General features: G+C 62.4%; 9 protein-coding genes and 1 pseudogene. 5 read left to right on the forward strand and 5 right to left on the reverse strand.

All coding sequences use genetic code 11. From position 1 onward, the window contains the following. The first annotated feature begins 7 nt into the window (after window positions 1–7). Window positions 8–2566 carry a YhgE/Pip domain-containing protein gene (locus AAY81_RS03740; protein ID WP_169815790.1) on the forward strand — a complete coding sequence of 853 codons (2559 nt, stop codon included), beginning with the start codon at window positions 8–10 and terminating at the stop codon, window positions 2564–2566. Further along, on the forward strand, window positions 2563–4749 hold the full coding sequence (locus AAY81_RS03745; protein WP_066661549.1) for a YhgE/Pip domain-containing protein: 2187 nt from the start codon (window positions 2563–2565) through the stop codon (window positions 4747–4749). The genes AAY81_RS03740 and AAY81_RS03745 overlap by 4 nt, the downstream gene beginning before the upstream one ends. A gap of 101 nt (window positions 4750–4850) precedes the next feature. On the opposite strand, the gene AAY81_RS03750 is transcribed toward AAY81_RS03745, so the two are convergent. Further along, entirely contained in the window at window positions 4851–6344 is a 1494-nt protein-coding gene (locus AAY81_RS03750) for an MATE family efflux transporter (RefSeq protein WP_066661551.1), read from the reverse strand. Between the two features lie 407 nt (window positions 6345–6751). Here AAY81_RS03750 and AAY81_RS03755 point away from each other — a divergent pair, with 407 nt between their 5' ends. Both AAY81_RS03755 and AAY81_RS03760 read left to right on the forward strand, forming a co-directional pair. Beyond that, window positions 6752–8446, forward strand: a complete 1695-nt coding sequence (locus tag AAY81_RS03755) for a (2,3-dihydroxybenzoyl)adenylate synthase (protein WP_205630844.1) — start codon at window positions 6752–6754, stop codon at window positions 8444–8446. After that, the gene (locus AAY81_RS03760; protein ID WP_066661558.1) at window positions 8446–9129 is read left to right on the forward strand and encodes a 4'-phosphopantetheinyl transferase family protein; all 684 of its coding nucleotides are present in this window, start codon (window positions 8446–8448) and stop codon (window positions 9127–9129) included. Before AAY81_RS03755 ends, AAY81_RS03760 begins: the two co-directional genes overlap by 1 nt. 30 nt (window positions 9130–9159) lie before the next feature. Here AAY81_RS03760 and AAY81_RS03765 read toward each other — a convergent pair whose 3' ends face one another. The 4 genes and pseudogenes from AAY81_RS03765 to AAY81_RS10830 form a co-directional block, all read right to left on the reverse strand. Beyond that, the gene (locus AAY81_RS03765) at window positions 9160–10194 is read right to left on the reverse strand and encodes a Gfo/Idh/MocA family oxidoreductase (protein WP_066661559.1); all 1035 of its coding nucleotides are present in this window, start codon (window positions 10192–10194) and stop codon (window positions 9160–9162) included. Next, window positions 10194–11168, reverse strand: a complete 975-nt coding sequence (locus AAY81_RS03770; protein ID WP_066661561.1) for a saccharopine dehydrogenase NADP-binding domain-containing protein — start codon at window positions 11166–11168, stop codon at window positions 10194–10196. Before AAY81_RS03770 ends, AAY81_RS03765 begins: the two co-directional genes overlap by 1 nt. Next, complete coding sequence (locus tag AAY81_RS03775) at window positions 11168–16486, reverse strand: AMP-binding protein (protein ID WP_066661562.1); 5319 nt, start codon at window positions 16484–16486, stop codon at window positions 11168–11170. The genes AAY81_RS03770 and AAY81_RS03775 overlap by 1 nt, the downstream gene beginning before the upstream one ends. Window positions 16487–16499: 13 nt before the next feature. Further along, window positions 16500–17954 (reverse strand): annotated as a pseudogene (locus tag AAY81_RS10830) (condensation domain-containing protein); the annotation flags it as partial. Here AAY81_RS10830 and AAY81_RS03790 point away from each other — a divergent pair. Continuing rightward, window positions 17916–18116 (forward strand): hypothetical protein, encoded by a 201-nt coding sequence (locus AAY81_RS03790; RefSeq protein ID WP_066661567.1) that lies wholly within the window; start codon window positions 17916–17918, stop codon window positions 18114–18116. The pseudogene AAY81_RS10830 and the gene AAY81_RS03790 sit on opposite strands and share 39 nt — an antisense overlap. Window positions 18117–18188 lie beyond the last annotated feature (72 nt).

Below are 18188 nucleotides of genomic sequence, written 5' to 3' on the forward strand. Positions count from 1 at the left end.
CGATTTCATGCGGTTGCTTAAATCGCCCGCTGCGCTTGTCGTAATCGTCGCCCTCATCGTTCTCCCGTCTATGTATACGTGGTTCAACGTCCTGGGCTTTTGGGACCCGTATAGCAATACGGGCAATTTGAAGGTCTGCGTCGTCAACGAGGATACGGGAGCCTATTCCGAGGATATGGGTCAGCTCGACCTCGGTAGCCAGATCGTTTCGAACCTCGAGGAAAATACCCAGCTGGGCTGGGAGTTTACCGACCGCGATACCGCCATCCAGAAGGTGCAGTCGGGTGAGGCGTACGCCGCATTCGTCATTCCCTCCGATTTCAGCTCGTGCTTTACCACCCTTTTGTCGGGCGACATCCAACGCCCCCAGCTCGAGTACTACGTGAACGAGAAGCTGGGTGCCGTGTCGCCGAAGATCACCGATACGGGTGCTACCTCGCTCGACCAGACGATCAACGCCGCGTTCGTTTCGTCGGCAAGCGAAGTGGTTACCGCCAAGCTCGACGAGGCCGTTGACAATGCCCAGGCCGACATTGGCCAGGCGCGGGAAAACGTGATCGCGCGCTTCACCACGGCGCAGGAGAGCATTGCCTCGGCCCGCCAGTCTGCATCCGAGCTGTCCAGTTCCGCCGAAGAGGCGCTTACGAAGTCGGCCGATGCGCGGCAGAAGCTGCAGGATGCCAAGGGCGACATCGCGTTCATCTCCGGCTCTCTGAACGACGTCCAATCGCTTACGCTCACCGCGCAGGACAATCTGGCGACCATGTCGTCCACCGTGTTCACCAACATGGACCAGGGCTCGGTGCTTGCTTCGCGCGCGGCTTCCAATGCCAATATTGCTGTGAGCGAGACCTGCTCGTCCGTTATTGCCGCCGAGGGCTCCGTGGAAAGCGCCATCGCATATGGGGAGTCGTCCGTTTCGCAAAACGAGACGACTATCGCTCAGCTAAAGGCCATCGCCAACGCTCTACCCGATGGCCAGGAGAAGACCTCGCTGCTTGCCGCAATCGACGCCATGGAGACGCGCAACCAAAGTCTCTCCTCGTCTCTGCAGAACCTGAAGACCATCAGCGAGGATACGAAGAAGGCCGCATCCGACACGTCTGACGCGGGCAATGCGGCCAACGAAGCGGCTCAGTCGGCCATTGCGAACGCCGACGAATACCGTACGGTGCTTGCCACCTCCGTCATTCCCAACGTCGATAGCGCACTGTCCAGCATCGCCTCCACGTCTGGTTCTCTTTCCTCTACGGTGGCGCGCCAGTCTCTTCTCATCGATCAGGCGCTTGCCGTTCTCGATCAGCTCGACGAGACGCTGCGCTCTTCCAAGGACGCCCTTGACCAAACCGACGACCTGCTGGCTACGCTTCAGGCGAGCATCGATACGGTAAAGGCCGACGTAGAGGCGCTGGGTACGTCGCAGCTGTTCGGACAGATCTTTGGGGTCGATGGGAACATCGATTCATCGAAGGTGGCCGACTTCATGCTTTCGCCCACCGAGCTCACCACCGAAACGCTCTATTCCGTGAATTGCTTCGGTTCGGCCATGGCACCGTTGTTCACCAACCTTACGCTCTGGATTGGCGTGTTCATGCTCATGGTCATCCTGAAGCAAGAGGTCGATAGGGGAGACATCAAGGGGCTTACCCTGCGCCAGGCCTATGTTGGACGCGGCCTCTTCCTATCGGTGCTCGTCATGCTGCAGGCGATCGTGTGCTGCGTGGGCAACATGTTTCTGGGCGTGCAAACGGTAAACGTGCCCTTGTATTTGCTTACCGCCGTCGTGGCCTCGCTGTCCTATTTGGCCATTCAGTATTCGCTCTCCGTGCTGCTTCAGCACATTGGCAAGGGCATCTGCATCATCTTGGTATTTGCGCAGATTCCCGGCGCCACGGGCCTGTATCCCGTCGAGATGACGCCTTCGTTCTTCCAAGCCATCTACCCGCTGCTTCCGTTTACGTATGGCATCAACGCCATGCGCGAGACCATAGCCGGCTTCTATGGCGATCACTGGGCGTTCTGCATGGGCATGCTCGTTGTGTTCTTCGTCGTCTTCACGGGGCTTGCCCTTATCGTGCGTCCGTACCTCACGAACCTCAATCGCCTGTTCTCGCGTCAGATTCGCGAGAGCGACATCATGAATGGCGAGGAGTCGGAGCTGCCGGCGCGAAGGTTCCGCCTGGCTCAGGTGATCAGCGTGCTTGCCGATCGCGAAGACTACCGCGAGCAGCTGCTCGTTTCTGTGGAACGCTTTGCGTTTTGGTATCCGCGCCTCATGCGTGGTGCGTGGATTCTTGGCTTTGGCGTGCCCTTGGTGGTAACGCCCTTGTTGGCGTTTTCGGGCACGGCCAAGCTCGTGATGCTCACGGCATGGCTCGTGTGGCTCATATTGATCATGATCTTCCTGGTTGTCGTGGAGCATATTCGCGACAATATCGAGCATCGCGTGAGCGCCATCGGGCTTACCGACGAGCAGCTGCGCGAGGTGTACAGCCAGCATCAGAGCGTTCACGGTACGCCTCTGGCGCGTGCCATTGACGTGCTGCGTGGGGGTGGTGCACGATGAAGAACGTATGGCGCCTGTTCGTAGGCGATCTGAAGCGCGTCTTCAGTAACGTGGTCACCGTGATCATCGTGTTGGGCTTGGTGTTTCTGCCCTCCATCTTCAGCTGGTACAACATCCTGGCGTGCTGGGACGTGTTTGGCAATACGGGCAACTTGAAGGTGGCCATTGCCAACAGCGACGAGGGGTACGAAAGCGACCTCGTTCCGCTCGAGATCAACATCGGCGACCGTGTCGTTTCCACGCTTCGCGCAAACGACCAGCTGGAATGGCAGTTCGTTAGCGAGGACGAGGCTATCGAGGGCGTTGAATCGGGCGAGTACTATGCCGCCATCGTCATTCCCTCCAGCTTCAGCCGCGATATGATGACCTTCTATTCGGAAGACTCCTCGCATGCGGAAATCGTTTATTACACGAACGAGAAGAAGAACGCCATTGCCCCCAAGGTAACGGGGCAGGGTGCCGATCAGGTTGCCTATCAGGTGAACGAGGCCTTCACGCAGACACTTTCCGACACGGCGCTTTCCATCGCCTCGGCGTTGTACGAATATGCGCAGGACAGCGATGCCAACGGACGCATTGGCGAACTTGCCGACCATATTCAGACCATGGGCGACACCATGTCGCGTACGTCGAGCCTGCTTTCCTCGTATGCGGGCCTGGTTGGCTCGGCCGAATCGCTCGTTTCCAGCTCGTCGCAGCTGCTCGACGACGCCCAGAACGCCGTTTCCGACGTCGAAAGCGATGCCCAGGGGGCAGACGCCGCGTTCGACAGCCTGTCTTCTGCGCTATCTACGTCTACGTCGGCGCTGGAAACCGCGCTGGCCAATACCGCCCAGGGGTATGACGAACTATCCGCTTCGCTCGATACCGTCTTCAGCGATGCCAATACGCTCGTTTCCGATCGCGTGAGCCAGCTCCGTAGCGAGGCGAGTGACGAACGGGCGCATATCAGTAGCCTCGAGAATTTGAAATCGTCCCTCGAGACGCTGGAGGGCCAGGTGGACGAGCAGTACAAGCCGTACATTCAGGCTGCCATAGCATCGGTGGACAACACCATCGCGGCCGATACCGCGCTTGCCGATACGCTCGATGCCGCTGCCGACGAGATCGAGAGCGGTACGGGTGATGCACAGGACAAGTATGCCCAGGCGAAGGAGTTGGTCGACCAGGCGAAGGCGAGCATTTCCGAGCTGCAGACGAATTACAGCACCGAGGTAAAGCCCGTGCTCGACGATCTGGCGAGCAACGTCTCCTCCTTGGCCGATTCGCTTGCCGTGAATGCCGCAACGCTTTCATCTGCCGCCGACGACCTGCAGGGTGACGCTGGGTCCATTTCCGAGAAGCTCTCTTCCGTGCGTGACGACCTCAATTCCGCCGCGCAGGACATGACGGCATCCGCCGATCGCCTGACCCAGCTTTCGTCCGAGCTGAAGGAGGCGCTCGCTTCGGGCGACACGGGCAAGCTTGCCGCATTGCTTTCAACCGATCCGAGTACGCTCGCCGAGGCGCTTTCCGCGCCCGTGCAGCTTGATAGGCATGCCATTTTCCCCGCTGAAAACTTCGGATCGCAGATGGCGCCCCTCTATACGACGCTTGCGGTGTGGATTGGCTCGCTTTTGCTTACCGTGGCCATTCGCGTTCTCGTTTCCAAAGATGCCCAGCGCGAACTCGTCGACCCCAAGCCGCGTCAGCTCTTCCTGGGTCGCTTCGGCATTTTCGCCCTTGCGTCGCTTGCCCAGACTACGGTAATGGCCTTGGGCAATATGTTCTTCCTGGGCGTGCAGGTGAACGAGCCGTTGCTGTACCTGCTGTGCTTCTGGTTTGGCGGACTGGTGTTCACGTTCCTGCTGTATTCGTTCGTGGTGTCGTTTGCCAACTTGGGCAAGGCCATGGGTGTTCTGCTGCTCATTGTGCAGGTTACGGCGGGCAATGGCAGTTATCCCTTGCAGGTGCTTCCCGATGCGTTCCAGGCCGTAAGCCCCTATCTGCCTGCTACGCATATGATTGCCGCCATGCGTGCCGCCATGATGGGCGTGTATCAGAATGACTTCTGGGTGCAGCTTGGTCAGCTTGCCCTCTTCCTGGTGCCCGCCGCCTTGCTGGGCCTCGTGCTGCGCAAGCCGCTCGCGCGTTTCCTTGGCTGGTACGTGCGCAAGACGGAAGATTCCGGTCTCGTGCAGTAGCGGCAGGGTGGGGCGCAGTCCAGTGACGCGCGTTGTCATAGCATGTAAAACGGCCCGCGACAGGTAGTCGCGGGCCGTTGCGTATCGTATGCGCTGAGGGGCTAGGCGGCCTTGCGCGTGTGCGAGAGGTGCAGGTGGGAGGAGAGCTTACTTGCGATGGCTCGGTATCCCGTCTTCTGCCCCGATTCGATGCGCGTGACCTTGGCAGCACGCTTGGCCTGCTTTCGTTCCGCACGCTGGGCAACGATGCCCTTCTGTACGCGGTAGGTGAAGATGAAGTAGGCGCCCATCATGGCGATGCCCGTTGCAAGCCAGGAAATGGGGTAGACGTTCATGAGCGTCTCGAACGTGGGGTCTGCGGCGAATACCGTACCCACCCAGGCTAGACGTAGCGCGCAGGTGCCGATGACGGTGATGATGGCTGGCATGAGCGACGATCCCATGCCGCGCATGGCGCCGGCGGGTACCTCGTAGAATGCGGGGATGAACTCGATGACGGCGACGCGCCACATGCGGATGCTCGCGAATGCCATGGCCAGCGCGTCGGCGGTGAAGAGCGCCTCGAGGGGCTGCATGAACACGGCGAAGAGCACGCCCATGATGCCCGTGAATACGATGGATCCGCCCATGCAGATGGCGAAGATGCGGCGGCAGCGCCCGTACTGCTTCGTTGCGAAGTTCTGCCCCATGAAGGTTACGGCCGTCTGCGCAAAGGCGGATACGGCGAAATAGGAATAGCTTTCCATGTTCAGGGATGCGGTGGAGCCTGCCATGGCCTCCGACCCGAAGCCATTGATGGCGGCCTGAATAACCAGGTTGGATATGGCAAATACAGCACCCTGGATACCTGCGGGCACGCCAATCTTCAGGAGCGTGGAAAGGGGGCCGCGCGCGATGCGGAGCTGGCGGAGGTTCAGGTGGGTTACGCCCTTGTCGCGCATCATGGCCGCAAGCACGATGGCGGCGGCGCTGGCGTAGGCAATGACCGTGGCCAGGGCAACGCCTGTGACGCCCAGGGGCACGACGGTGGTGAACAGTAAGTCGAGAAGACCGTTCACGGCGCATGCAATGGCAAGCGCATAGAGCGGGCTGCGCGTGTCGCCTTTGCCGCGCAGCACGGCCGATCCGAAGTTGTAGAGCATGATGAACGGCGTGCCAATGAAGTAGATACCCAGATACTGGGCCGCCGGCCCCATGACCGATTCGGGCGTGGCGATGGCGTTTAGCAGGGGGCCCGTTGCGCCAAGGCCCACGGCGATGAGGGCGAGGCCGCATACGATCGAAACGGTCATCGACGTGTGCACTGCCTGCTTGATCTCGGCTTCGCTGCCGTTTGCAATGCGCACGGCGACGGCAACGTTTGCGCCTACGGAAAGGCCCACGAATACGTTGACGACGAGGTTCACGATGGGTGCCGTAGCGCCGATGGCGGCAAGGGCTTCGTTGGAAACGAATTGTCCTGCGATGGCCGAGTCTACGGAATTGAATAGCTGCTGCAGGCAGCTCGTGATGATGAGGGGGAGCGCGAAGAGGAGGATTTTGCCCAGCAGGGGGCCATTGAGCATGTCGATGCTTCTATCGCGGCGTTGCGCCATTGCGCGGCTCACTTCCTTTCACCCTGTTTTTGGGCGTAAAAAGCCCCGCCTGTAGCGGGGCGCGTATTCGTATTGTTGACGAACGTCACTATAGTCCCCTCGGCAAAAAATGGCATTGCCTGAGTCGCGAATATCATTAGGTGTTCAAATACGGTTCACGGTTGCTTCGAATGTCCAACGGGATGGAGTGGCGTTTTTCACGCGTTTTCGCCTTTCGTCGAGCGCGTGGCGTGCGCGCTTCGCTTTTGCGGAGGCGGGGATTGCCCAGGATGGTGCTACATGGTACAGTCACATAAGTTAGACAAGCCTAATAGTAGTGTTGACGTGCTAAAATAATCGAATGTGGTAACGGGAGGGCGCATGGTTCGTCTCCCGTTTTTGCATAGGGCATTCGGGATGGGAGAAACATGGTCGAACAAATGCAATGGGGCGTTTATGACGGCGGCGAAGAGCCTATGCCGGCTCGAGGGTGTGTGGTAGGCCCTCATCCCGAACATGTGCTGCTCGAAGGCGTCGTTCCCTTTCCGGCCGAATTCGCCGAGCGCTACCGCGAACGGGGCTATTGGAAGGGCGAAACCATTGCCGATATGTTTTTCGGTTCGGTTCGCTCGTTTGCCGATAACGTTGCGGTCGTCGATGGGGAAGAGGAGATTACCTACGCCAAGCTGGGCGAACGCGTGCTGCGTTTGGCTGGTGGCCTTTCCCGCCTTGGCATTGGCAGGGGCGATCGCGTAGTCGTTCACCTTCCCAATGTGGCCGTGTATTTCGACGTCGTGTTCGCCCTGTTCGAGCTGGGGGCCATTCCCGTATTCGCCTTGCAGGCGCATCGCCGTACGGAAATCGAGTACTTCTGCTCGTTCGCGCAGGCGAAGGCCTATATCACCATCGATTCATGCGAGGGGTTCGACCATGCCGCTCTGGCGCGCGAGATTGCCGCATGCGTGCCAAGCGTCGAGCATGCGCTGGTCGTCGATACGCAAGACGATTGTCGCGAATTCGGCAAGCTGTATGGCGAACCGCTTTCCCATCAGGAGCGTTGCAATCCTGCTGACGTTGCCTTCCTGCAGCTTTCGGGCGGCACCACGGGCAAGCCCAAGCTCATTCCCCGCACGCATGACGATTACCTGTACACCATCCGCGAATCGGCGCGCATTTGCGGGCTTTCTTCCGAAAGCGTGCACCTCATTGCACTTCCCATCGCCCATAACTACACCATGAGCTCCCCGGGCATCCTGGGCTGCGTGTATGCGGGCGCGAAGATGGTGCTCGCGCCAAGCGGTAGCCCCGATGTGGCGTTTCCGCTCATCTCGAAGCATCATGTTACGAGCTCTTCGCTCGTTCCGCCGGTGGCCCTGCTGTGGCTCAACTCCTCCGTTCGCGACGAGTGGGACCTTTCTTCGTTGCAGGTGCTTCAGGTGGGCGGCGCGAAGCTTAGCCAAGAGGCGGCGCGACGCGTAAAACCCGAATTGGGTTGCACGCTTCAGCAGGTTTTCGGCATGGCCGAGGGGCTGGTCAATTACACGCGCCTGAGCGATTCGGAGTCCCTTGTGGTCTCTTCGCAGGGCTTGCGCATTTCGCCTGACGATGAGGTTCGCGTCGTTGACGACGATGGCGTCGACCTGCCCGCGGGCGTTCCCGGCAATCTGCTCACGCGCGGGCCGTATACCATTCGCGGCTACTATTGCGCGCCCGAGGTTAACGAGCGCGATTTCACGCTCGACGGGTTCTATTGCACGGGCGATATCGTCTCGCGTGACGAACGCGGGTACCTTACGGTTACTGGCCGCAAGAAGGACCAGATTAACCGCGGCGGCGAAAAGGTCTCTCCCGAGGAGATCGAGAATCTGCTGCTTTCCCACGAGGCCATTCACGACGCATCTGTGGTGGGCGTGCGCGACCAGGTGCTGGGCGAGAAGGTGAAGGCGTTCGTGGTGCTGCGCGAAGACGTGGATCCGGGAAGCGTGAGTCCGTTCAAGCTCAAGAAGTTCCTGCGTCAGAAGGGCATTGCCGGCTTCAAGATTCCCGACGAATTCGAAATCGTCGATGAGTTCCCCGAGACGTTCGTGGGGAAGACGAGCAAGCGCGCGCAGCGAGAGTCGTAATGCCCGTATTGCAGAGCCTTGACGGCCCTATCGTATGGGTTGTCGATACGCGCAATACCCCGGGGTCCTGCGAAGAATGGGATGCATGGCTTACCGAACGGGAGCGCAACCGCGCTGCGTCGTTCAAGTTCGAGCGATTGGCGTCGTTCTACCGTGCCGTCCATGCGGGCGTACGCCTGCATGTGGCGGCCCTTGCGGGGGTGCAGCCGAATCAGGTGGCCATCGACCAGCTGCCATGCCCTCGGTGCGGGTCTGTGCGGCACGGGCCGCCGTCTCTTGTGGTTGAGGGAACGCGCCTGCATTTCTCGCTCTCCAAGGCCCAGCCGTATTGCGCCTTCGCCATTGCGCCCTTCCCGGTGGGCGTCGACGTTGAGCGAGGCGATGCCTCTTCGATTGCGGGAGAGCTTGCCTCCGATGCCTTCACCGCGCGCGAGCTGGATGCCATTCGCGCCCATGGGCCGCATGAGGCGCTACGCTTGTGGGTGCGCAAGGAAGCGCTCGTGAAGGCTCGTGGCATTGGCTTTGCGGATGCGCCTTCGAAGATTTGCGCGATTGACGACGTGCATGCGTGCGAAGACGGTACGTGGCATGTGCGTGACATAGTGCAGGGGGAAGCCCTTCAGGTGGCGTTATGCGTGCCCCTCGAGCGGGCGGAAGCCCCCGTGTGCGTGAAAGCCCCGTAGGCCCTGGGTTTGGGTCCTACGGGGCTTTGCCTATTCTGCGGCGGGCGTAACGAATAGGTTGCGTGGCTCTTCCACGCTTGTGGGATAGCCCGCTGCCTTCGTGAGCGCCGTCCAGTTTCGCGCGTGCTGCATGCACGCGGCAAGGGCGCGGTTGCCCTCGGGCGCCTCTGCGAGCTCCTTCATGTCGCGTGCGATGGCCTGCGTCCATGTTGTGCGCATCCAATCGCCGAATGACGCTTCCTCGTTGGCGGCGAACAGCGTTTGCGTGGCGGCATGCGCGTGCGTATGCGGAAGGCCGCTGGCATCGCGTTCGATGATCTCCATGCGTGGGTTCCACAGTACGGGGCCCGTGACGTCCGAAAGCGCGAGCGTGCCAGCTTGCGTATACGCTTCTACGCGCATGAAGAGATGGGCGTAGGCATCGGGTTTGGTAGCGTCCATCTGATTCCAGATATCGATGGAGCAGGGGATGCGTCCCAGGGTGCCCACCACGTGCTTGAAGGGCCCTTCTTCTTGAGTGCTGCGTACCTGAATGGCCGCGCCGGGCACGACATCGGCAAGCAGACCGCAGAGGTAGTACGTTACATGGGTGGATGCGCTTATGCGCAGATGCGTGATTTCGGCACGCGTTGCAATCGAGCGCGTCGCACGAGTGAACGCCTGTGCAGCGGGAAGATTGCGATAGAGGTTTCCCACGGCGAGCTTGCGCCCATGCTTCTGCGCACATCGTGCAAGCTCTGCGATGTCGTTTGCGTGGACGGGAGGCTCTAGCAGAATGTCGTAGCCGCGCTCCATGAGGCTGGTGGCGATTTCGTTTCCTCGACCGCCCAGGATCGATGAACGCAGGGCGACGCTCGCGATATTCGCGGCGTTTTCGCTTGGTTCGGGAACGGTGCTGGGTGACGTGAAGAGGGTCGTGTCGAACGCCGATGCGATGCCCTTGGAGCGTTCGCTGCCACCGGCTAGGATGCCCACGAGCTCCAGGCTGGGGTCGTCGTGAACGGCTTTCGCGTGCATTGCGCCAAAGGTCGTTCCGCAGACGATTACGTGCGCCGTATCGGTCATTACAGCTCTCCTTCTTCCGCTTCGTCTTCCCCGGAACGGGAAATCCAACCCCCGCTCATTTGAAGCGCCCGCTCGATTATGCTGGGCAGATTATCCCATGCTACCAGGGCAAACGGCTTTGCTTCATCGGTATTCTGGCAAGGGGATTCCTGCCAGGCGAGCCATGCTCCGGCGGCGCTGAACTCGTAGAGCGAGGGGATGTGCAGGGTTATTATATCCTGGTCGTATGTGCCAGGGTTGGTGATGATATGTACGAGCGTATCATGATTGTACCCCAGCGTTGAAGCAGCGCTCATGGACAAGGCCCTGCGGTCGAGCCCCATGTCTGCAGGAGCATGAAATGCTTCGAGAAGCGCCTGGGGCCATATGCTGAAGGCGTGTACTTCTAGGTGATGTTTACATGCGAGTTCCCAGGTCACAGCATCGGAATAGGGTATCGCGACTGTTGCGTCCACGGAAGTGGCGTGCGGCTTCCCATAGGATGCATCTAACCCATTGCTATAGTCTGTGGCTAGGATATCGTGCGCTGCTGCGGGAGTGAGCGTACCGTTGAATTCATATATCATTTCAACGTCATTTTTGGCCGAGGTGCCGGCGAGCAGGAACGCGCCTGCAAGGAACCCGGGTATGGCGCCCGCTTGCAGAATCTGCCCCCGGGCACCTTGTGCGTGTACGTGTCCAAGCGAGATGAGCGGCGTGCTGCATGCATCGCAGACGCGCGAGACGCGTTCGCCGTAGACGGCCGAAGGCCCTAGGCAGTCGATGACGGTGTCGCTCTGCGTGCAGAGTGCGGCAAGGGCCTTCTCGTCGTTTGCATCAAGTTGCACGTCTTGCACGCCGTCGATGGCGAGTGGCGCATTACGGTACGTTCCTATGACAGTTTCCTCTATGTCTGCGTTCGCGAGCTCCCTTGCGAAGAGGTTCGCGACCGCAGATCCCATGCGCCCGCTGGCGCCCAATATCGTGATGGTCATTACAGCTCGCCTTCGTCGAAATCGCCCAGCGCCAGACGGTGTTCGTCGACGAGCGCAGCAGCGGCGGCAATAGATGGTGCGTCGAGGAAATCGCGTAGGCTGAATTCGTCGTCGAGTCGTGTCCTTACGATGCGTGCCACGCGTGCGGCCGTAAGGGAGTCGCCGCCCAGTTCAAAGAAGCTTGCATCGGGGTTGCATGAGTCGATGCCTAGCGCTTCGCACCAGATGGCCTCAAGACGTCGTTCCGTTTCCGTTTCCTCGCGCGTTTCGCTCGTGGTGCTCATGCGATCGAGGGCCGCCATGGCGCGCTTGCGGTCGACCTTTCCATTGCGGGAAAGGGGCAGCGTGTCGATGAACGATAGGTGCGCGGGGATGTGGGACGCCGGCACGTGGTCGCGCAGGAATGCGTGGACGTGCGCAAGGGGCGCGGCATCCATCTTGCGGAAGCAGATGACGTAGGCATCATTCGTGGTGGCACGGTGCAGTGCGGTTGGCACGAGGCCCATGGCAGCCGCATCGTTCATCCAGGCTTCGGCTGCGCAGATGGTCGAAGCGTCATCGTTCGTGGCGTAGGGGTTGAGCGCGCCACGGGAGAGCGCCACCGCCGAAATCATGGCAGCGGGCGAGAGCGTCTCGATTTCCGCGACCACGAGCACGCCGTCTTCCCGCAGCGCGCTTGCCGCACGGCCCAGGGCCGCCTGGCGCGTATCGAAGCGGTGCATGCTGAATGGGGCGATAAGACAATCCAGTTGCTGGCTTTCGCACACGCAATCGACGTTGGGGCCGGGTATGCCTTGGAAGGGTGTGCCGTCTGCGATGGCGTGCGCAACGCGGTCCGAGGCGGCGAGCATGCCCACCGCGCCCGTTTTCGGGATGCGCTCGGATGCCAATGCGAGTGCCGCTCGCGATGCGGGGTCGGCGAGCATCTGCTCTTCGAAATCTAGGAACGGGTTTCCGGCGAATACGTCGGTTCCCGCTTCTCCCGAAATGAGCTTCAGCAAGTCGTCGACGATTGACTGGGGTGCGTCTTCCTGGTTCCGCGCGGCTTCTGCGTGCTCTTCGAGCCATTGCTGCCATACGGCTACCAGTGGACGGTATTCGGGGTTGACGTCATGCCTGCGTTCCAGCACCTGGGTGAGGATGGAGGCTATCTGGCGTTCGCTCAAATACGCCTCTCCGGCGTTGGCTGGGTCGAATGAGGCGTGCGGGGGAAGCGCCGCCTTCGGCGCGTTCCATTCACGTTCGAGAGCCAGGCCAAGCTTGCCATCGGATGTAATGCCAGCTACGGCGCGCCCCACGAAGGGGAGCGATTCGGCGAACGATTCGAGCTCGCCGAGTTCGATGCGATGTCCGCCAACCTTCACCTGCGAATCCGACCTTCCGCGGATTTCGATGATGCCGTTGGGGCGAATGCGCCCCATGTCGCCCGTGCGGTACGTGCGCACGCCGTTGCGTTCGAAGAATCCGTCTTCGCCCGTGACGTAGCCAATGCCCACGCCAGCGCCGGTAATGGCCAGTTCGCCGATGGTCCAGCGCGGACATACCTCGCCCGTCGCGGGGGCGAGCACTTCGTAGCCTTGTCCGGGGAGCGCATGCCCGTACGGCACGCTTGGGTAGCGAGGGTCGGCCTGCTCCCATGCGGTCTCTTCGAGCGGGGCAAACCAGTTCGACCAGATGGCGGCTTCGGTTGCGCCGCCCATGGCTATGAAGCGTGCCATGGGGGCCGCCTGTTTTGCCTCCTTGGGCATGTCGAGCGGCACCTTGTCGCCTGATACGCAGGCCATGCGCAGCGATTGCAGCTGGCCCGCTTCGGCGCTTGCGATGGTCATCTGCAGCAGCTGTGGCACGGAATTCCACAGCGTGACGTGCTCGTCTTGCACGATGCGGGCAAGCGTTTGCGAATCGCGGTTGTCGGCCCCGTCTAGCGCCACGACGGTGCCGCCTGCGCTGAGCGTTCCGAAGATGTCGAAGATGGACAGGTCGAAATCGGGCGAGGATACCGCGAGCGTGCGCGGCGCTTCGCTTGTTTGCCAAAGCTCGAGCACGGCTTCGATGGTGGTCATGGCCTGGCTGTGGGAGATGGCAATGCCCTTGGGCGTTCCCGTGGTTCCCGAGGTGAAGATGATGTACGCCATGGCGTTGGGATCGAATACGGGCGGGGTGGTTTCCGGTTCCTGGCTGTCGTCGATCGTCGTTTCGTCGTCGATGACCTGACGTGCGCCGCTCTGCTCGATGACCTGGTGGATCCTATGGCCGTTCTGCGTCGATGAAACGGGCACGTATACGGCTCCTTCGCAGAACAGGGCCAGGGCGAAGGCAATGCGACGGCGCATGGCAGTGCAGCAAACCACAACGCGGTCGCCTTGCTGCACGTTGCGACTTGCAAGGTACGTGCGCGCGACGCGCACGTCGTGGGCCAGCTGGCCGTAGGTCACGCTTTCGTTGGTCTTCGGCATCCTGATGGCGATGGCGTCGGGCATGGCCTGCGCGTGACGCCAGACGAGCTCGTGCAGGCAATGCGTGCTGTGGGCGCCCGGTGCCTTCACGCGTGCGGGCGTGGGCTCGGGGAATGCGCTGTCCCAGCTTTCCCGTGCGCACCACTCGAGCGTGCGCCAGAAGTAGTCGAATGCGTCCTCCAGGAATCCTTCGGGGAAGAGGCCTTCCACGTGATCCCAGGTTACGGTGATGCCATCGCCGCCGAAATCGCTCACTTGGCAGTCGAGCCACGTTTGCGGCGTTTGCGAAAGGCCATGCACGCATGTGGAGAAGAGGCTGGTGTGCTCTTCGTTGCGTTCGAGGCCCAGCGCCGCAGTGAATACAACGGGGAAGGACTTGCCCTGCTGGAAGAGCTCGCTTCGCACCTGTTGCATGGCGCCTTCGGAGCAGTGGTCCAGGTCGGCAAGAAGATTGCGCGTGGTTGCGCGAAGCGTATTCTCCCAGCTCTCGTTTGCGTTGCGCGTATAGCTGGAAAGGACGAGCTTCGTGAAGTCGCCAATCACCTTATCGATGTCGGGATGTACGGGCTCGCGGTCGAACGCGGTAACGGTGATGGTGACGCCTTGCGAGGCCGAATAGCGTCGAAGCGTTTCGCCGTAAAGGGCGAATAGCAGTGCGGCTACGGTGGATCCATGCGTGCGGCATGCCGCTTCGAGTTGGGCCGATGTGGCTGCATCGAGCGTGCGCGCCATGCGCGAGAAGCGTGGCGCACCCATGGTTTCGGGCGAGCGCAGGAGCGGCAGCTCGGGTGCCTTCGGCATGCTGCCCGTGCGTTCGCGCCAGTAGGATAGATCGGCTTCCGCTCGGTCTTCCAGGAACTTCGTGCGGTTGAGCATGTAATCGCGGAACTCGATGCGGGGTGTTGCCGGCAGCGTTTCGCCATGGTATGCCGCGCTGATTTCGCGCAGCAGCATGAGCACGCTTGCCGCGTCGATGGCGATGTTACAGAATGCGATGCCCACGATGGACTCGTCGGCGCTTTCCGCTACGCCCACGGCCATGAGCGGCGCGCATGCGAGGTCGAACGTGCGGTGGCCGAGCGTCTCATGCATGTCTGCTGCACTATGGAAGTGCTCGATTTCAATGCCGGTAACGGTTTCGTCGTAGCGCTGCTGTCCATCCTCGATGCGCATGCGCAGCATGGCATGTCGTTTCACGATGGTGCCAAGTGCTTGCCCAAGACGCGCTTCATCTAGGTTTTCTACGCGATAAGCCCGGTAGAAGGTGCAGCTGATGCCGCCCAGTTCAACGGTCGGGTCTTGTCCGTAGAGGTATGCCTTCTGCACCTGGGTGAGCTCGAACGGCTCATCGGGAGTCGTGGCTTTCAGGATGGTTTCCGCTTCTGGGGCCGATGATTCCTCGAGCGTGCGCGCGAATGCCTGCAGCGTGGGGTGCTCGAAGAGATTCACGAGGGACGATTTCTTTCCCTGTGCACGCAGTGCTGCCAGGACCTTGGTCCCGCTGAGCGAGTCGCCTCCGATGTCGAAGAATGACTCATCGCGTCCGATGGCGTCGATGTCCAGGACCGATTCCCAGATGGATGCAACCAGCTTCTCTGCCTCGGTTTCGGGCGCTTGCTGCAACGCGCTTGCGTTGGAGCGCGTTTCCTCGAGCATGGCCTTCAGCTGCTTCATGTCGATCTTCCCGTTGTGCGTGATGGGGAAGGCAGGCAGGAACAGGATGTTGTGGCATACGGCGGCTGCGGGTAGTTGCGGTTTCTGGTGGGCGACGAGCTCTTCCGCGGAAAGGTCGCCACGGGCGATGACAGCTGCGCCAAGCGAGCGATTCGACTTTTCGCCCAAGATGACCACGCGCGAGCGTTCCACCTTGGGGTGCGCGTTGATGGTTGCTTCCACTTCCGCCACTTCGATCCTGTTGCCGCGGATCTTCACCTGCGTGTCGCGGCGGCCCAGGAACTCGATCTCGCCGCAGGGCAGCCAGCGCCCCACGTCGCCCGTGCGGTACCAGCGCGTCCCGCCGGGGCCCTCCACGAAGGCGGCGGCGGTGAGGTCGTCGCGGCCCAGGTAGCCCTCGGCCAGGCCCGCGCCCGAGATCACGATCTCGCCGGGCACCAGGTCGGGGCGCGCCCGCAGGCCCGGCCCGGCCACCTCCATGCGCTGGCCGGTGAGGGCCGCGCCGTAGGGCACCGAGGGCCGCCCGGCGTCGCCGTCGGCCATGACGTGCACGTTGGACCAGATGGCGGCCTCGGTGGCGCCGCCCAGGGCGGCCACGGTGGCGCCGGGCGCCCAGCGGCGCACGCGCTCGAGCGAGTCGGTGGGCACCCAGTCTCCCGACAGCAGGGCCAGGCGCAGCGTGCCCGGCAGCCCCGGCTCGCCGGCGTCGAGGGCCATGGTCATCTGCGCGGGGCTGGAGTTCCACACGGTGGCGCCCGCCTCGCGCGCGGCGGCCGTCCAGCGGGCGGGGTCGGCGATGGGGCCCTGCTCGCAGAACGCCAGCGAGCCGCCGGCGCCAAGCACGCCGAACAGGTCGAACACCGACAGGTCGAAGTCGAGCCCCGACACGGCCAGGGCCACGTCGGAGGGGCCGATCGAGAAGCGGGCGCAGACGTCGCGCACGGTGTTGAGCGCGGCGGCGTGGCTGACCACGACGCCCTTGGGCTCGCCGGTGGAGCCCGAGGTGAAGATCACGTAGGCGGGATCGCCGGGTGCGGCCTGCGCGGGCGGCTCCCAGCCGGCGGGCGCGTCGTCGCCCGGCCGCGGCGCGGCGAGCGCGGCGCCGCCCCACCAGGGGGCGTCCCCGTCGCACAGCAGCGCCGAGAGCCTCGCGCGCTCGGCTATGCGGGCCCTGCGGGCCTCGGGCACGGTGGGGCTCGAGGGGCACGTAGGCGCAGCCGGCGAGCAGCGCGCCGTAGGCGCATGCCACCTGGGAGGCGCCGCGCGCGGCGCACACGCCCACGCGCGAGCCGGGCTCCACGCCGGCCGCGGCGATCGACGCGGCGGCGGCGCGGGCCATGGCGGCCAGCCCGCCACGGGTGGCCGACTCCGCGCCCGGGCCCGAGACGGCGGGCGCGAGCGGGTCCTCGGCGGCGCGGGCCAGGAAGGCGTCCTGCAGCAGGCCCGGGGCCCAGGAGCGGCCCTCGGCGGCCGCGTCGAGGGCGGCCTGGTGGGCGGCTCGCGCGGCACCCTGCGCGGCGGGCAGCGCCACGGCCAGGGGCTCGCCGGCCGGGGCGGCGCCCGACGCGGCGTCGGAGAGCGCGCGGCGGAACGCGTCGAACATGGCCTCGGGCACGCCCGGGGCCAGCACGCCGGCGCGCACGTCCCAGTTCACGTGGAGCGCACCAGCGACTAGACTCAGCTGCACATCGAGTGCCGTGTAGGGGCTATGGCTGGTGATCCATGTGGGTTCGCCCAGGTTCGCGCGGAATTCTTCGCTGAAGAGCTCGCCGATGCCCATGGCGGATGTGAAGACGATTGATGCGCGGGCAGGTTCGCCGCGGTATTTGGTAAGGTCGCGCAGCACCTTTACGCCCGGATACTCGTGATGGCTCAGCGCTTCGGCGAGCGTGTGATGCACGCTATGCAGCGCGTCGCGCCAGGGCTTTTCCGAATCGATGTTTACGTCCACGAGCACCGATCCCGTGAAGTCGCCCACGACGTCGTTGATGCCGGGGATGTCGGTGGGCCTGCTGAATACGGGTACGTTCAAGATGAAACGGTCGTTTTCGCTCCAGTTCTGAACGACGTAGCCGAATAGCGTCATGAGCAGCGCCGTGAGCGTGACTCCTTCACGGCGCGCTAGGGAGTCGAGCGCGTTGTATTCGCTGGTGGAAAGGCGCATGTTCAGGCGATACGAGCGGTTTTCGGGTGATTCATCGTTGCCTGCGAGAGGAAGGCGCGGCTGGTCGGGCAGACTGTCCAGGCGTTCGCTCCACCAGGCGCGATCGCTTTGCTCCTGTTCGCTTTGCTGTGCAAGGCGTGTAATGTACGTACGGTAATCGGCCGTGACGGCGGGTAGCTCCTGATGGGGGGCAACGTAGTAATGCGCCAGTTCACCAAGGACCGTGCGGAAGCTGCGTGCGTCGGAAACGCCCATATCCAGAAGGATGGCCAGAACGCTCGATCCGTTGCAGCGGTGCACGAGGTGCACGTCGAGGACTTCGCCCTGCGAAATGTCCATGGTCTTGTTCACCATGCTCGAGCGGAAGGCCTCGTATGCACGTTCCTCGTCGCATGAGCTGAGGTTCGAGAAATCGTGAACGGTGCACGTGGGGTGGGCGGGGGAGTCGCAGATGTGCTGGCGGCCGCTTTCGTCGACGCGCGCACGCAGCATGGGATGTCGTTCGAACACCTTGCCGAGCGCGTAGTCGAGGCGGCTAGCGTCAATGCGATCTGCCGTGAATTCGTGGTAGAAGTGGGCGGGAACGCCTCCGTTGCCCGCCATATCCTGCCTGCCTGCCCAGTACGCATGGCCCATGATGGAGAGCGCGAATGATTCGTCTTCGCGTGGGGCAGACTGGGTTGCCTTGCTGGCGTCCTGCTCCGTTTCCGGTTCCTTCACGCCTGC

This window comes from Denitrobacterium detoxificans (assembly GCF_001643775.1).
GTDB classification, from domain to species: Bacteria; Actinomycetota; Coriobacteriia; order Coriobacteriales; family Eggerthellaceae; genus Denitrobacterium; species Denitrobacterium detoxificans.

What these genes read in the sequence shown, in the direction of transcription:
- AAY81_RS03740 (WP_169815790.1), top strand. Translation starts at nt 8, where the DNA reads ATGCGGTTGCTTAAATCGCCCGCTGCGCTTGTCGTAATCGTCGCCCTC.
- AAY81_RS03745 (WP_066661549.1), top strand. Translation starts at nt 2,563, where the DNA reads ATGAAGAACGTATGGCGCCTGTTCGTAGGCGATCTGAAGCGCGTCTTC.
- AAY81_RS03750 (WP_066661551.1), bottom strand. Translation starts at nt 6,344, where the DNA reads ATGGCGCAACGCCGCGATAGAAGCATCGACATGCTCAATGGCCCCCTG.
- AAY81_RS03755 (WP_205630844.1), top strand. Translation starts at nt 6,752, where the DNA reads ATGGTCGAACAAATGCAATGGGGCGTTTATGACGGCGGCGAAGAGCCT.
- AAY81_RS03760 (WP_066661558.1), top strand. Translation starts at nt 8,446, where the DNA reads ATGCCCGTATTGCAGAGCCTTGACGGCCCTATCGTATGGGTTGTCGAT.
- AAY81_RS03765 (WP_066661559.1), bottom strand. Translation starts at nt 10,194, where the DNA reads ATGACCGATACGGCGCACGTAATCGTCTGCGGAACGACCTTTGGCGCA.
- AAY81_RS03770 (WP_066661561.1), bottom strand. Translation starts at nt 11,168, where the DNA reads ATGACCATCACGATATTGGGCGCCAGCGGGCGCATGGGATCTGCGGTC.